This window comes from Methylobacterium sp. (assembly GCF_019745455.1).
Classification (GTDB): domain Bacteria; phylum Pseudomonadota; class Alphaproteobacteria; order Rhizobiales; family Beijerinckiaceae; genus Methylobacterium.
Map to the genome: position 1 here is coordinate 109,883 of NZ_JAIETD010000033.1, position 14,892 is coordinate 124,774.

Below are 14,892 nucleotides of genomic sequence, written 5' to 3' on the forward strand. Positions count from 1 at the left end.
CAATGTTGCGGCTTTGCCATCCGCCACCTCATCCTGAGCTGCCCGCGTCAGCGGGCCTCGAAGGAGACCTCCAGAAAGCAGGTTGGGTTCTGGAGCCCTCCTTCGAGGCCTCCGCTTCGCTCCGGCACCTCAGGATGAGGATGGTGGGAGGAGAAGCGGAGGCGATATCGAGCGGCCGAGTGACGCCTTCGCGTCACGGCGTCAGAGGGCAGCCGCTCTCCTCGAGCTTGGCATAGGCATCCGCTCCGGGGATCGTGGCGAGATGCTTGTAGGCGTCCCAGGGGCCCTTTGATTCCGACGGCTTCTTGACCTCGAACAGGTACATGTCGTGGACCATGCGGCCGTTAGCCAGCACCTTGCCGCCCTTGGCGAAGATGTCGTCCACCGGCATCGAGTGGAGCTGTTTCGCCACCGCCTCGGTCTCGTCGGTGCCGGCCGCCGCAACCGCCTTGAGGTACTGCGACACGGCCGAGTAGGTCCCGGTATGGACCATGTTCGGCATCTTGCCGGTGCGCTTCATGAAGCGCTGGCCGAAGGCGCGGTTCTCGTCGTTGAGGTCCCAGTACCAGCCTTCGGTCAGGGTCAGGCCCTGTGCGACCTTGAGGCCGAGGCCGTTGACCTCGGCGAGGGTGAAGAGCAGCGCCGCGAGGCGCTGGCCGCTCTCGGTGATGCCGAATTCCGAGGCCTGCTTGATCGCGTTGGCGGTGTCGATACCGGCATTGGCGAGGCCGATCACCTTCGCGCCCGAGCCCTGAGCCTGGAGCAGGAACGAGGAATAGTCCTGTGCCGAGAGCGGATGGCGCACGCTGCCGACGATCTTTCCGCCCTTCGAAGTGACGTAGCGGCTCGTCTGCTCCTCCAGCGAGTAGCCGAAGGCGTAGTCGGCGGTGATGAAGAACCAGGTCGCGCCGCCCTGGCCGACGAGGGCGCCGCCGGTGCCGACGGCGAGCGCGCGGGTGTCATAGACCCAATGGAAGCCGTAGGGCGTGCATTGCTTGCCGGTGAGCTCGGTGGTCGCCGCACCGGTGACGATGGTGATCTTCTTCTTCTCGCGCGACAGGCCCTGGACGGCTAGTGCCACCGACGAGGTGGTGAGTTCCATGATCGTGTCGACGCCGTCGCGGTCGTACCATTGCCGGGCGACGGAGGAGGCGATGTCGGGCTTGTTCTGATGGTCGGCGGAGACGATCTCGACCGGGATGCCGTTCACCTTGCCGCCGGCATCCTCCACGGCCATTCGGGCCGCCTCGACGGACGAGCGCCCCCCGAACTCGGCATAGGTACCCGACTGGTCGTTCAGGATGCCGATCTTGATCGTCCCGCCGGAGAAGGACTTCTCCTGTGCCGCCGCAGGTCCGGCGAGCACCAAAGCCGCCGCCAGCGCGATCCCGTTTCGTGTTCTCACCACTCGTGTCCTCCCAGACGATCTCAAGCATGCACCGACCGGCCGAGGGACAGGTGAGCACCCGCACCACATCGGACAACTCGGGTCCGGGCTGCCGCCAAGCGAAGCTGGGGCGTCGACCGCTCCGGACTGAAGCGAGACGGCTCTCGCTCGAGATGGCCGTCCTGGCGCGATCTTGCGCTGGCGCGACCGAGGCGACAAGCCGGATGTATGCAGGCGAGCGGGAAAAGCCGTGCCGCATGCGAAAAGGGCCCGGGACGAGGTCCCGAGCCCACCCAAGACTCAGCTAAAAGGGGCTATGATCAGCCGAGATTCGCACTCCGTCCCTGCAGGCGCGAAAGCTGCGAGATATGCAAGCGGATGAGGGGCAGCGCGCCGCGGGCGATCCGACGGAGAGCCGGGTCCTCACCGGTTTCCGCGTAAGTACCGTGGATCGAATAGGCCTCCTGGTGACCCTGGAGGGAAGCGGCCACGAAGGCCGCATCGTAATCCGGCCCGCGCTGCATCGAGGAGAGGCGCGTCAGCACTTGCGCCTTCTGCTCGTCGGTCGTCATGCCGCCGGGCCCGCTTCCCGGAGGCACGCCGAGGACACCGCCGACTACTCCACCCGCCGTTCCGACAGCGGCACCCGCGACGGCGAACGGCGCCGCCACGAGTCCTCCCACGATGCCGCCCGGACCGGAAGGAGCACCGCCAGGTGTCGCGGCCGCCTGAGCAAAGGGGCCGAGTTTCTGAGACAGGTTGACCTGCTCGATCACCTCGGCGCGGGAGAACTTCTTGATTCGCGGATCGCTGGTCTTGTCGTAGGCGTCGCGCGCCGTGTTCTCGAGGAAGAGGCCGCCCTTGGTGGCCATGTTCAGATAGACGAGGGTGGGCAAGGCACCGGCCGGGGTCGGTTGCGCGACGGCCGTGCGGGTGACGGCAAGGGCCGCCGTCGCGGTGAGCATACCGAGGACGAAATCACGACGCTGCATGATGGGTGCTCCGGAAGGTTGGGGATGAACCTGACCGACGGGAGCCGGCCCTGTGTTCTTGAGCCGCAACATGATCTTTGAAGCAAATGTTCCCAAGCGACGCTGACGCCCAAGCAGAGTGGCCAACGCGCATCGATCTAACCTGAACCCTCATTAGAAGGCCGACTAACCTGTGTTATGAAAGATGCCTGATAAGCTAGTTTTATGCTTGAGCAGAATAGCGTTCGGCCCATCAGGCGAGCCCGGATCGGATGCGACTTTCCTCCCATCCATCCTGGTAGGGCTAGCAGAAGCCGAGCGGAAAGAGCGGAACGAGGTCAGCCCTTGTAGCTGATCCGATAGATGATTCCGTGCTGGTCATCACCGAGAAGGAGACTTCCGTCTTTGGCGACCGCGAGGCCGAAAGGCCGGGCAAAGCGCTGCCAGCCACTTGGGCCGCCCTCGGTCAGGAAGCCCGTGACGAAAGGCTCGACCGATTTGGGCTCGCCGTTCTCGAAGCGCACACGCAGCACCTCGTAGCCGCTCGGCGGCTTGCGGTTCCACGAGCCGTGCATGGTGACGAAGCCGTCGCCCTGGTAATCGGCCGGGAACTGCGAGCCGCCGTAGAACACGAATTGCATCGAGGAGGCATGGGCGGTCCAAGTCAGGACAGGGCGGCGGCTGTCCTTGTCCCACTGCTCCAGGGAGCTGTTCGGCACCTCGCGGTAGAGGTTCTTCATTCCGGCGCCGAAGATGTAGGGCCAGCCGTATTTCTTGCCCTTCTCGATCCGATTGAACTCCTCGGGCGTGACGTCGTCGCCGTGCCAGTCGACGCCGTCGTCCCAGCCGTAGAGGGCCTTGGTCTTCGGCTCCCAGTCGAAGCCGATGGTGTTGCGCAGGCCCGAGGCGACGATCTCGCGGCCCGAGCCGTCCGGCTTCATTCGCACCATGGTGGCGTTCTCGGGGTTGCGCTCCTCGCATTCGTTGCAGGTCGAGCCGAGGCTCGCATAGAGCCAACCATCCGGCCCGACGGCGATGGTCCGGTTCGGGTGCTGTCCGGCATCGGGCAGGTCCTGGACCAGCGTCGTCTCGGGGCCGAGCGTGCCGTCGGCCTGGATCGGCGCTGAGAAGATCTCCTTCACGGTCACGTAGAACAGACGCCCGTCATGGATAGCGAGGCCGTGGACGTCGGGCTTCTTGAGGACGACTTTGCGCTTGGCCGTGTCGGTCCCGTCGATCATCGTGACGGTGCCTTGGTCGCGGTCGCTGACGTAGAGGGCGCCGGTCTCGGCCACGACGATGACGCGGGGTGTCTTCAAGCCCTCGGCGAACTTTTCGATCTTGAACCCAGGCGGAAGCTTCAGCCCGGCGATGCGCTCGGGCGTCGCCTCGAGGGGCGCGGCCTTGACGACGTTCGCCTCGATCTTGGTCGTACCGGGATTCTGCAGCGCCTGGGCGAAGGCGGGGAGCGGGGCGAGGCAGAGCGCGAGGGCGAGGCGGCTACGCGGCATGGGATCTCCATAGGGGAATGCTCCCGGAGAACGTCCGCGGAAAACCTGCGTTCCGCACTGCGGCGTCACGTCGGATAAGCCTCTGTGCAGCAATCGGGTTACGCCGCCGCGCCTGTCTCAAGGCCGTTTCGGAAGTGGGCCGCAGGCTGATGCCACGCGCTAAGCCGCGGCATCCGCGAATCCACGGGCTGGACATCGCAGTTACCGGCAACGTCTATCGGCATGGCTATCGTCGGGTCGCGCTGGACATCGCTTGGAAGACCGTCCACGACCGACTCCCTGTGATCAACGCGGCCTTCCGCGCGGAGCTGGATACGATATCGGCTTCGTGAGTTCGGTGGGCTGGTTCCTGTCGGAAAACGTTAGCCCTCGATGCCTGCTTCCCCCTCCCCCGTAGGCCCCGGCGACCAGATCATCCTGGTGGACGGCTCGTCGTTCATCTTCCGGGCCTACTTCCAGTCGATCAACCAGGACCAGAAATACAACACGCGGCCTTCGGACGGGCTGCCGACAGGGGCGGTACGGCTGTTCTGCACCAAGATCGCGCAGTTCGTTCAGGACGGGGCGGCGGGCATCAAGCCGACCCATCTCGCCATCGTGTTCGACAAGTCCGAGGGCTCGTTCCGCAAGGAGCTCTTCCCCGACTACAAGGGCCACCGCCCCGACGCGCCCGACGACCTGAAGCGCCAGATGCCGCTGATGCGCGACGCAGTGCGCGCCTTCGGGCTGATCCCGATCGAGCTGGAGCGCTACGAGGCCGACGACCTCATCGCCACCTATTCGCGCCAGGCGGAAGCGCGCGGCGCGGGCGTCATCATCGTCTCGTCCGACAAGGACCTGATGCAGCTCGTCGGGCCCCTGGTGCGGTTCTACGATTTCGAATCCGGCGCGAAAGGCAAGCCCGGCTACCGGCCCGAGCGCAACCTCGATGTCGAGGCGATCATCGCCAAGTGGGAGGGTCTGAACCCGAGCCAGATCGGCGACGCGCTCGCGCTCATCGGCGACACCTCCGACAACGTGCCGGGCGTCCCCGGCATCGGCCTGAAGACCGCAGCAGCCTTGATCAAGGAATACGGCAGCCTTGAGCAGCTCCTGGAGCGGGCGGGCGAGATCAAGCAGCCCAAGCGCCGCGAGACCCTGCTCGCCAGCATCGACCAGGCCCGGCTCTCGCGAAGGCTGGTGGCGCTGGAAGAGAACGTGCCGCTCCCGGTTCCCCTCGACGACCTGCGCCTGCCAGAGCCCGACCCGCAGAAGCTCGTCGGCTTCCTCAAGGCGATGGAGTTCAACACGTTGACCCGGCGCATCGCGCAGATGCTCCATGTCGACCCCGAGACCGTCAAGCCGGACCCGGCTCTGCTCCCCGGCGCCGCGCCCCATTCCTACGAGAACGGCACGGGCGGCAGCGACGCCGTCCCGTTCTTCGGCGATGCCCCCTCCCCCGAGGCGGCACCGGCGCAGATCGATCCCTTCGCCGATCTCGACTTGCCGGACGTGGCGCCAAAGCCTCGCGGACCGGCCGAGCCGACGCCCTCGTCCCTCGTCGCGGCGCGGGCGGCGGAGTCGACCAAGCCCTTCGACACCTCGGCCTACGAGACGATCTCGACCATCGAGCACCTTCAGGCCTGGATCGCCGAGGCCGAGGAAGCCGGGGTGATCGCCGTCGATACCGAGACCGACGCGCTGGATTCCAACAACGCAAACCTCGTCGGCGTCTCCCTCGCCACCGCGCCCGGCCGCGCGGCCTATATCCCGCTCAAGCATACCGGCGGAGACGACCTGTTCGGCGAGGGCCTGCTGCCCGGCCAGATCCCCATCGACGACGCGCTCAAGGCCCTGAAGCCGCTTCTCGAAGCGCCGGGCATCCTCAAGGTCGGCCAGAACCTGAAATACGACCTCGCCGTGCTGGCCCGCTACGGGATCGCCGTGGCGCCCTTCGACGACACCATGCTGATCTCCTACGTGCTCGATGCCGGCAAGGGCGGGCACGGCATGGACGAGCTCGCACGGCGCCATCTCGGCCATCAGCCGATCACCTTCTCGGACGTGGCCGGGACCGGCAAGGCCAAGGTCACCTTCGACCGGGTGGCCTTGGACAAGGCGACCGCCTACGCGGCCGAGGATGCCGACGTCACCCTGAGGCTGTGGCGGATGATGAAGCCGCGCCTCGTCGCCGAGCGTCGCGTCGCCGTCTACGAGACCCTGGAGCGCCCGCTGGTGCCGGTCGTCGCCCGCATGGAGGCCAGGGGCATCCGCGTCGATCGCAACATGCTGAGCCGCCTCTCGGGCGATTTCTCGCAGATCCTGGTGCGCCTCGAGGAGGAGATCCAGGAGGATGCGGGCGAGAAGTTCCAGGTCTCCTCGCCGAAGCAGATCGGCGACATCCTGTTCGGCAAGATGGGTCTGCCCGGAGCCAAGAAGACGCCCTCCGGCCAATGGGCGACGCCCGCGACCCTGCTCGAAGAGCTGGCGCAGGCCGGGCACGAGCTTCCGAAGAAGATCCTTGAATGGCGCCAGCTCGCCAAGCTGAAATCGACCTATACCGACAGCCTGCAGGAGCACGCCGACCGCGAGACCGACCGGATCCACACCTCGTTCTCGCTCGCAGCGACGACGACCGGACGTCTCTCCTCGTCCGACCCGAACCTGCAGAACATCCCGATCCGCACCGAGGAGGGCCGCCGCATTCGCCGCGCCTTCGTGGCGGCTCCGGGCAACAAGCTGATCTCGGCCGATTACAGTCAGATCGAACTGAGGCTGCTCGCCCACATCGCCGACATCCCGCAGCTGCGCCAGGCCTTCGAGGACGGTATCGACATCCATGCGGCCACCGCGAGTGCCATGTTCGGAGTGTCTCTGAAGGACATGACGCCGGATCTGCGCCGGCGCGCCAAGACCATCAATTTCGGCATCATCTACGGCATCTCGGCCTTCGGCCTCGCGGACCGCCTCGGCATCGGCCGCGAGGAGGCGAGCCTGTTCATCAAGCAATATTTCGAGCGCTTCCCCGGCATCCGCGCCTATATCGACGACACCAAGAAGCTGTGCCGCGACAAGGGCTACGTCACCACCCTGTTCGGCCGCGTCTGCCACTATCCGCAGATCCGCTCGAACAACCCCAACGAGCGTGCCTCGGTCGAGCGCCAGGCGATCAACGCCCCGATCCAGGGCTCGGCCGCCGACATCATCCGCCGGGCGATGATCCGGATGGAGGAGGCCCTGCGGGCCGAGCACCTGTCGGTGAAGATGCTGCTGCAGGTGCACGACGAACTGGTCTTCGAGGCTTCCGAGGACGAGGTCGAGAAGGCTCTGCCGGTGATCTCGCGGGTGATGGTCGAGGCGCCGGCGCCCGCCCTGACGCTACGGGTTCCGCTGATGGTCGAGGCGCGGGCGGCGGGGAACTGGGAGGAGGCGCATTGATCCTCCTCGCGACGTAACTATATTGATCGATTATTTCAGCCTTCAAATCGTTTGTCTTCACCGATGAGAAAATCTCTTCCGTTTTTTGGCACTGGAAAACCGTATCCTTCATCCGGTTTTTCCCAGAAAAGCTGCCCTTTCGAGTGATAGTCACTCATATAAAGATCTAATCCCAATTTTTGTAATGAAATATGCAGAGCTTGCACTGAATCCACTCCATACCCCTCACTGACCCTAGTATCATTCGGCCAATCGATCTCGTATTTGCATTTCCAGGAAGTGCCTTCAATCTCAGGTATATAAATCCTGATTTGGACGTCGATGACTGCACCGGATTTCCTGATGCGCAATAATCTGGTAGCGATAATCATAATATGCTCCTAATAATTGAGTGGAGGTATCGTATGCCCTCGTTCGCATGCCACAAGGCGAACCATGGCTTGGGCATAACAACCGCTAATTCCGACCATGCGACACTGAAAGACATCGCGCTTGTACTGCTCGTCACGGAATTCTTGCGAACGTGCCGCCAGTCGAGTTCGTCTGGTTGGCAGCGGGTTTTTAGGGACCACGCTGTCTTCTGAATAAGTATCCCCTACCCACTGGCCTCCTCCTGATTGACCGGCAGGAACACGCGGTTGATCTCTGTTGAAATCCTTGATGATTAATATTCTTTGTAAATGCAAAGTCTCAAGCTTGAGATTCAGCAGATGAAGCTCGATATCGAGAGGGCTTACTTTTGCATCAACTCGATCGAGCACGCGCATTTTCCAAAAAGATTTCACGCTCCTATAATAGGATCTAAGTCCTATTATCAATAGGGTTCTTTAAGGGTCTAGAGTCAAAAATGAGGCAGTCGTGAAAACCGCGTTGTCCCGTCAGCCGAATCCCAGAGCGATCGGAGCGGCAGATATTCGACGCGCCGCTCGTAGGAAGCGCGTAGAAACGGGCATGACCTCCCCATGACGTGGTCGCCGTGAGTCGTCACTTCTGGTCCGAGCCCTGCGTCCCTGCGCCCCGGCTGCCTTGCGGGTTTTCGTGGCATACAGGGCACCAAGGCACAGCGTGGGGATGCAATGGGCCTCGTCCAGTACGCCCTGAAGTTCCGGATCACGATATACGTCCTCGCCGTGCTGATGATGCTCGGCGGCGCGGCTGCCGTGGTGGTGGCGCCCAAAGACGTGCTGCCCACCGTCGACATCCCGGTCGTCGTGGTGGTCTGGACCTATAACGGCCTCTCCACATCGGAGATGGAACGGCGCATCACGACCTACGCCGAGTTCTCCCTCTCGAACAACGTCAACAACATCGCCAGGATGGAATCGACGACCCTCCAGGGCACGGCGATCCAGAAGGTCTATTTCGACCAGTCGGTGAGCATCGACCTCGCCATCACCCAGGTCGTCTCGGCGATGAACTCGATCCGCTCGACGATGCCGCCCGGCGTGCAGCCGCCCATCGTCCTACGGTTCTCGGCCTCGACGGTGCCGGTCATCCAGCTCTCGCTCACCTCCGAGAAGGAGAGCCTGACCAAGGTCTTCGATTACGCCCAATTCCGCATTCGCCAGCGCCTGACACAGGTGCCGGGCTCGACCCTGCCCTCGCCCTTCGGCGGTACGCCGCGCCAGATCATGGTCGATCTCGACCTGCACGCCCTCCAGGCGCTGGGGCTGACGGCCCTCGACGTCACCAACGCGATCACGGCGCAGAACCTCACGATCCCGTCTGGCCTCGCCAAGATCGGCGAGCAGCAATACCCGATCCAGCTCAACGCCTCGCCAGAGACGATCGACGCCCTGAACCTCATCCCGATCAAGGTGGTGTCAGGGCAGCCGGTGCTCGTCCGCGACGTGGCGTTCGTCCGCGACGGCGGGCCTCCGCAGGTCAACATCGTGCGGGCCGACGGCTCGCAATCGGTGCTCATGCGGATCTTCAAGAACGGCACCGCCTCGACGCTGGACGTCGTCAACAACGTCAAGAAGGCCCTGCCGGACATCCGCGCCGCCGCCCCGGAGGGGATGGCCCTGCGCGAGCTCTTCGACCAATCGGTCTTCGTCTCGGCGGCGATCGAGGGCGTGATCCACGAGGCGGTGATCGCGGCCGGGCTGACCGGCCTGACGATCCTCCTGTTCCTCGGCTCGTGGCGCTCGACCATCGTGGTGCTGGTCTCGATCCCGCTCTCGATCCTGACCTCGCTCGCCCTCCTGGCGGCACTCGGGGAGACCATCAACGTCATGACCCTCGGCGGCCTCGCGCTCGCCGTCGGCATCCTCGTCGACGACGCCACCGTGGCGATCGAGAACACCCACCGGATGTTCGAGGAGGGCGAGCCGTTCCGCAAATCCGTGGTGGAGGGTGCCGCCGGCATCGCCAAGCCCGCTCTGATCTCGACGCTGGCGATCTGCGCTGCCTTCGTCTCGGTCTTCGCGCTCGCGGACACGCCGAAATACCTGTTCACGCCGCAGGCTCTGGCGGTCGTGTTCGCGATGCTGACCTCCTACGTCCTGTCGCGCACCCTCGTTCCGGTCCTCATCGACGTGCTGGTGGCGCCCGAATATGCCGCCCGCCACGGTGAGGTTCGCGAAGCACCGCGACGCGGCAGGATCATGCGCGCGGCCGGTTGGATCTTCGGTCCCATCGGGCGCCTTGCCGGCCGTTTCCGTCACGGCTTCGAGGCGTGGTTCGGACGCTTCCAGCGCGGTTACCTCGGGCTTCTGCACGTGGTGCTGGCGCGCCGGATCACGACCCTGGCGATCGTGGCGATGCTGTTTGCCGGCACCGCCGGGCTCTTCACCGTCGTCGGCCAGGACTACTTCCCGCAGGTCGCATCGAGCCAGATGACGCTGCATCTGCGCACCCGTCCGGGCATGCGAATCGAGGCGGCGGAGCAGGTCTTCGCGCAGGTCGAGAAAGCGGTGCGCGAGGTGGTTCCCGAGGGCGAGGTCGAGCAGGTCCTCTCCAATATCGGGCTGCCGGCGAACAACTATAACTTCGCGTTCTCGGACGGGTCCTTCGTCGCCTATAACGACGGCCAGATGCTGATCAACCTCAAGAAGGGACACGGCCCGGTCGCAGAATACACCAAGCGCCTGCGCGAAGTGCTGCGCGAGCGTTTCCCCGACGTCGTGGCGTATTTCCAGCCCTCCGACATCATCACCCAGATCCTCAATTTCGGTACGCTGGCGCAGATCGACATCCAGGTCTCCGGCCGCAACACCGCCAAGGACCTCGAAGCCGCACAGAACATCGTCCGACGCCTCAAGGAGGTCCGCGGCGCCGTCGACGTGCGGCTGCACCAGATCGTCGGAACGCCGCAATTCTTCGTCGATGTCGACCGCAATCTCGCCTCGGAACTCGGGCTGACGCAGCAGCAGGTCGGGCAGGCGATCAACGTCTCGCTGTCGGGCTCCTTCCAGGTGACGCCGAACTTCTGGGCCGACCCGAAGACCGGCATTCCCTACCAGCTCTGGGTGCAGACTCCGGAATACCGTAACGATTCCCTCACGGCCCTCCAGAACACGCCGCTGCTCGTGGCGGCCAACAGCGACGCGCCCGGGGTGCTTACCCTGCTCTCCAGCGTCTCCACCATGCGGCGGCAAGGCTCGCAGTCGGTGATCAACCACGTCAACACGCAGCCGACCTTCAACATTTACGCCGCGGTCCAGGATTCCGATCTCGGCTCTGTGGCGCGGGAGATCCGCCAGATCGTCGAGGAGGAGCAGAAGGGTCTGCCGGCCCCCGACAAGATCACGGTGCGAGGCCAGATCGAGAACATGCAATCGGCCTTCTTCCGCATGGGCGTCGGCCTCTCGATCGCGCTGGTGGCGGTCTACCTCCTGATGGCCGTGAACTTCCAGAGCTGGGGCGACCCCTTCGTTGTGCTGGCCGCCCTGCCGCTCGCCTTCTGCGGGATCGTCGCAAGCCTGTTCATCACCGGAACGACATTCTCGATTCCGTCATTGTTCGGAGCGATCATGTCGGTGGGCATCGCCTCCGCCAACTCGATCCTGCTCGTCACCTTCGCGCGTGAGCACCGCGAGGCAACGGGCTGTAGCGCACGTGAGGCGGCGATCCTCGCCGGCGAGACACGGCTGCGCCCGGTGCTGATGACCGCGGGCGCCATGTTCCTCGGCTTGATCCCGATGGCGCTCGGTACCGGCGAGGGCGCCGAGCAGAACGCGGCCGTGGCACGGGCCGTGATGGGCGGCATCGCGCTCGGGACGCCCGCGACGCTGCTGTTCGTGCCCTTCCTCTACGCGCACCTGCGGCGCGGCGAGGTGCGGCCTCTGGAAGACTACGCGTGAGGGCATCGATGACGAGGCAGGGGCGGTCGTGACAGGACAGGGCCATCGGCGCGACTCCGGCGAAACCCTGTCCGGCGAGGTGCCGCCTCCGCCGCGCAAGGGGCCGTTCGTCCTCGTCGCGCTCGTGGCGATCGGGCTGCTCACGTATGGCGGCTACGGCCAGTGGCAACGGCGGGCCGATGCGGCCGAGACGCAGCGCAAGGTCAAGGAATTCGTGCCGAAGCTGCGCACGGCCTCCGTCGAGCGCGTCGACCGGCCGGTCGAGCTGACCCTGCCGGGCCAGACCGACGCCTTCGCCAAGGCGGCCCTCTATGCCCGCGCCACGGGCTACATCGCCGAGCGCAAGGTCGATATCGGCACGCGCGTGAAGCGCGGGGACGTTCTCCTGCGCATCGCGGCTCCCGATCTCGACCAGCAACTCGCCCAGGCCGAGGCGCAGGTCGGGCAGATGGAGGCGCAGCTCCTCCAGGCGAAGGCGATGGTTGATCAGGCCCGCGCCAATGTGAATCTCGCCAACGTCACCAACAACCGCACCTCGACCCTCGCGGTCCAGGGCTGGGCCTCGAAGCAGAACGCCGACAACTCGCAGGCGACCGTGCTGAGCCAGGGCGCGACGCTCGCCTCGGCGGAGGCCGGGGTGAAGGTGGCTGAGGCGAACATCAAGGCACAGGTCGCCACCGTGAACCGCCTCAAGGCGCTCGCGGGCTTCAAGGACGTCGTCGCGCCCTTCGACGGAGTCGTCACCACTCGCAGCGTCGATGTCGGCGACCTCGTCCATGCCGACGGGACCGGCACGGCGCTCCTCACCATGGACCGCGACGACATCCTGCGCGTCTCGGTGAACGTGCCTCAGAGCGTCGCCATCGGCGTGAAGCCGGGCCTTTCGGCGACGATCAAGGTGCCGCAGATGCCCGACCACAGTTTCACCGACGAGGTCGAGCGCAGCTCGGTCGCCCTGCTGACCTCGTCGCGCACCCTGACGACCCAGGTCGACGTGGCGAACAAGGAGGGTGCCCTGAGGGCCGGCCTCTACGTCTACGTGACCCTCAAGATCCCCCGGACCGAGCCGTCCGTCACGATCCCGGCCGAAGCCCTGGTCTTCAACCAGGGCGGAACCCAGGTCGCGGTCGCCCGCGACGACGGCACGGTTCAGTGGCGCACCATCCAGATCGGACGAGACCGCGGAACCGTCATCGAGCTCACCAAGGGCCTCGATGGTAGCGAGCAGGTGATCCTGAGCCCGCCGATCGGCCTACGCGACGGCCAGAAGGTGGAGCGGGCTGTGCCGCCGGTAGAGAAGGAAACGCCGCCGCGACAGGCGGCGGCGCGCTGACAGCGCGAGTGCTGGCATCGCAACCGCTCGATTCACGCGGCTTGCGCATACCCCCGATCCGGCCGAGAGGGTGGCCCACAGTGGCGCCGGACCCCATCTCGCCTTCATGCTCGACCGAACACCCTCCGACGCCCTCGACCGCGCCCGCTTTGCGGCGATTGCGGCGGCAATCACCTGCGTCGCCGTCGTCGGGATCGGTTTGAGCCTTTCGATCCCGCTCCTCTCCCTCGAAATGTCCCGCATGGGTGCCTCGAGCACCCTCATCGGGATCAACACGGCAGTGGCGGGCCTTGCCAGCATCGTGACCGTGCCCTTCGTGCCGGCGCTCGCCGCGCGGGTCGGCGTGGTCCGCCTTCTCATCTGGTCCATCGCCATCGGCGCGCTGACTTTGATCGCGTTCAAGCTGCTCCCGACGATCGGGTGGTGGTTCGTGCTGCGCTTCGTGTTCTCGGCGATGCTCGGGGTCCTCTTCGTCCTGTCCGAATTCTGGATCAACGAAGCGGCGCCGCCGGCCCGGCGCGGTCTCGTCATGGGCATCTACGCCACCGTTCTGGCACTCGGCTTCGCGGTCGGGCCGACGCTGCTCACCGTGCTCGGAACGGAAGGCTTCGCCCCCTATTTCGCAGGAGCCGGATTGTTCATTCTCGGGATGATCCCGCTGGTCCTCGCGCGCGGCCTCTCTCCAGCCATGGCCCGCGGACGGGGCATGCCCTTCCTCGCCTATCTGCGGCTCGCGCCGGCTGCCACTTTCGCGGCCCTGGTCTACGGCGCGGTCGAGACCGGCGGCTTCGCGATCCTGCCCCTCTACGGCCTGCGCATCGGCTACGAGGCGGCGACCGCGGCCGGCCTCGTCAGCCTGATGGCGCTCGGCAACGTCCTGTTCCAGATCCCGTTCGGATGGCTCTCCGACCGCTTCGACCGCCGCCTCATCCTCCTCACCTCGGCGATCGGAGGCGCCATCGGGGCGGCCTTGATCCCGGCCGCCTCCGTCTCGTTTCCGGCTTTGGCCGCCCTGCTCATCGTCTGGGGTGGCCTCGCCGGCACGCTCTACACTGTCGGTCTCGCCCATCTCGGCGCTACCGTCAGCGGGCGGGAGCTCGCCGGTGCGAACGCCGCCTTCATCGTGCTCTACAATGTCGGCCTGATGCTCGGGCCGCCGATCATCGGCGGCGGCATGGACCTGATGCCCCCGCAGGGCTTCGCCCATGCACTGTGCGGGCTGTTCCTGGCCTATGCCGCCCTTGTGCTCTGGCGCCTGCGAACAGCGGCTCCATCTTGACGCGAAGGCTCCGATCGGGCATTGCCCACGCCGTATTCGGCCGGGCTTCTCCGGCCCTTTTGCGTTTCGCTCATGCGGAATGCCGCAAGCTCAGGAGCGCCGCGCCATGGCCAAGGCCGTCACCGTCAAGATCCGTCTCGTCTCCACTGCCGACACCGGGTACTTCTACGTCACCAAGAAGAACTCGCGCACGCAGACCGACAAGATGTCGATGAAGAAGTACGATCCCGTCGCGCGCAAGCACGTCGAGTTCAAGGAAGCCAAGATCAAGTAAGGGGCTTTTCGCCCGACCGCGTTCGATCCAGGCCGCCCCGCTACCGGGGGCGGCCTTTTTCGTGGGTCGTCTCGCTGACGCGTCCTAAGGCCATCGGCCCGCCTTCCCCAGTGCCGCGCAGGCACCGAGTCGCTTGTCGTCGCGGACCCGCCAGAACCGTCTCTCCGTGTTGGCCGGCCCGACGGCGACGAGGCACGCTGCCGTCGCCGGATCGAGCTCCGCCTGCAAGCCCGTGGAGATGGCTTCGGCATGACCTGATGAGACAAAGGCGATGTCGGTTGCGCGATCGCTCATGTCCCTGGGGGTCGAGATCGAGGTGGAGGCGCATTTACCCTTTACATCGGTATCCATCCGGTGGCCTGCGCCCGGCCGCCGCAGACTCGGAACATCGCCCGCAGGAGTCCGGTTGCCCGGTT

At 65.4% G+C, this 14,892-nt stretch carries 11 protein-coding genes; 5 read left to right on the forward strand and 6 right to left on the reverse strand.

All coding sequences use genetic code 11. The features are described from left to right. Positions 1-193: 193 nt before the first annotated feature. The 3 genes from K2Y56_RS08085 to K2Y56_RS08095 all read right to left on the reverse strand — a co-directional run bounded on the left by K2Y56_RS08085 (position 194) and on the right by K2Y56_RS08095 (position 3,869). Positions 194-1,387, reverse strand: coding sequence for an ABC transporter substrate-binding protein (locus K2Y56_RS08085; RefSeq protein ID WP_292506889.1), 1,194 nt, complete (start codon positions 1,385-1,387; stop codon positions 194-196). A gap of 320 nt (positions 1,388-1,707) precedes the next feature. Then, positions 1,708-2,379 (reverse strand): DUF4142 domain-containing protein, encoded by a 672-nt coding sequence (locus K2Y56_RS08090; RefSeq protein WP_292506826.1) that lies wholly within the window; start codon positions 2,377-2,379, stop codon positions 1,708-1,710. 317 nt (positions 2,380-2,696) lie between these two features. Further along, positions 2,697-3,869, reverse strand: coding sequence for a PQQ-dependent sugar dehydrogenase (locus K2Y56_RS08095; RefSeq protein WP_292506828.1), 1,173 nt, complete (start codon positions 3,867-3,869; stop codon positions 2,697-2,699). 372 nt (positions 3,870-4,241) lie between these two features. Here K2Y56_RS08095 and polA point away from each other — a divergent pair, with 372 nt between their 5' ends. Continuing rightward, positions 4,242-7,286: a DNA polymerase I gene (gene polA, locus K2Y56_RS08100; RefSeq protein WP_292506830.1), complete on the forward strand. Its 3,045-nt coding sequence runs from the start codon at positions 4,242-4,244 to the stop codon at positions 7,284-7,286. Positions 7,287-7,321: 35 nt separating this feature from the next. On the opposite strand, the gene K2Y56_RS08105 is transcribed toward polA, so the two are convergent. Then, positions 7,322-7,657 carry a hypothetical protein gene (locus K2Y56_RS08105; protein ID WP_292506831.1) on the reverse strand — a complete coding sequence of 112 codons (336 nt, stop codon included), beginning with the start codon at positions 7,655-7,657 and terminating at the stop codon, positions 7,322-7,324. A 9-nt stretch (positions 7,658-7,666) separates the two neighbouring features. Beyond that, a complete protein-coding gene (locus K2Y56_RS08110; RefSeq protein ID WP_292506833.1) occupies positions 7,667-8,053 on the reverse strand; it encodes a hypothetical protein in 387 nt (128 codons plus the stop codon). A 309-nt stretch (positions 8,054-8,362) separates the two neighbouring features. Between K2Y56_RS08110 and K2Y56_RS08115 the strand changes: the two genes are divergently transcribed. The 4 genes from K2Y56_RS08115 to rpmG all read left to right on the forward strand — a co-directional run bounded on the left by K2Y56_RS08115 (position 8,363) and on the right by rpmG (position 14,476). Next, positions 8,363-11,590 carry an efflux RND transporter permease subunit gene (locus tag K2Y56_RS08115; RefSeq protein ID WP_292506835.1) on the forward strand — a complete coding sequence of 1,076 codons (3,228 nt, stop codon included), beginning with the start codon at positions 8,363-8,365 and terminating at the stop codon, positions 11,588-11,590. Positions 11,591-11,618: 28 nt separating this feature from the next. Then, positions 11,619-12,923 carry an efflux RND transporter periplasmic adaptor subunit gene (locus K2Y56_RS08120; RefSeq protein ID WP_292506836.1) on the forward strand — a complete coding sequence of 435 codons (1,305 nt, stop codon included), beginning with the start codon at positions 11,619-11,621 and terminating at the stop codon, positions 12,921-12,923. Positions 12,924-13,029: 106 nt separating this feature from the next. Beyond that, on the forward strand, positions 13,030-14,202 hold the full coding sequence (locus K2Y56_RS08125; RefSeq protein ID WP_292506890.1) for an MFS transporter: 1,173 nt from the start codon (positions 13,030-13,032) through the stop codon (positions 14,200-14,202). A 106-nt stretch (positions 14,203-14,308) separates the two neighbouring features. After that, the gene (rpmG, locus tag K2Y56_RS08130) at positions 14,309-14,476 is read left to right on the forward strand and encodes a 50S ribosomal protein L33 (protein ID WP_292506838.1); all 168 of its coding nucleotides are present in this window, start codon (positions 14,309-14,311) and stop codon (positions 14,474-14,476) included. An 84-nt stretch (positions 14,477-14,560) separates the two neighbouring features. Here rpmG and K2Y56_RS08135 read toward each other — a convergent pair whose 3' ends face one another. Further along, the gene (locus tag K2Y56_RS08135) at positions 14,561-14,770 is read right to left on the reverse strand and encodes a hypothetical protein (protein ID WP_292506840.1); all 210 of its coding nucleotides are present in this window, start codon (positions 14,768-14,770) and stop codon (positions 14,561-14,563) included. Between the last annotated feature and the right edge of the window lie 122 nt (positions 14,771-14,892).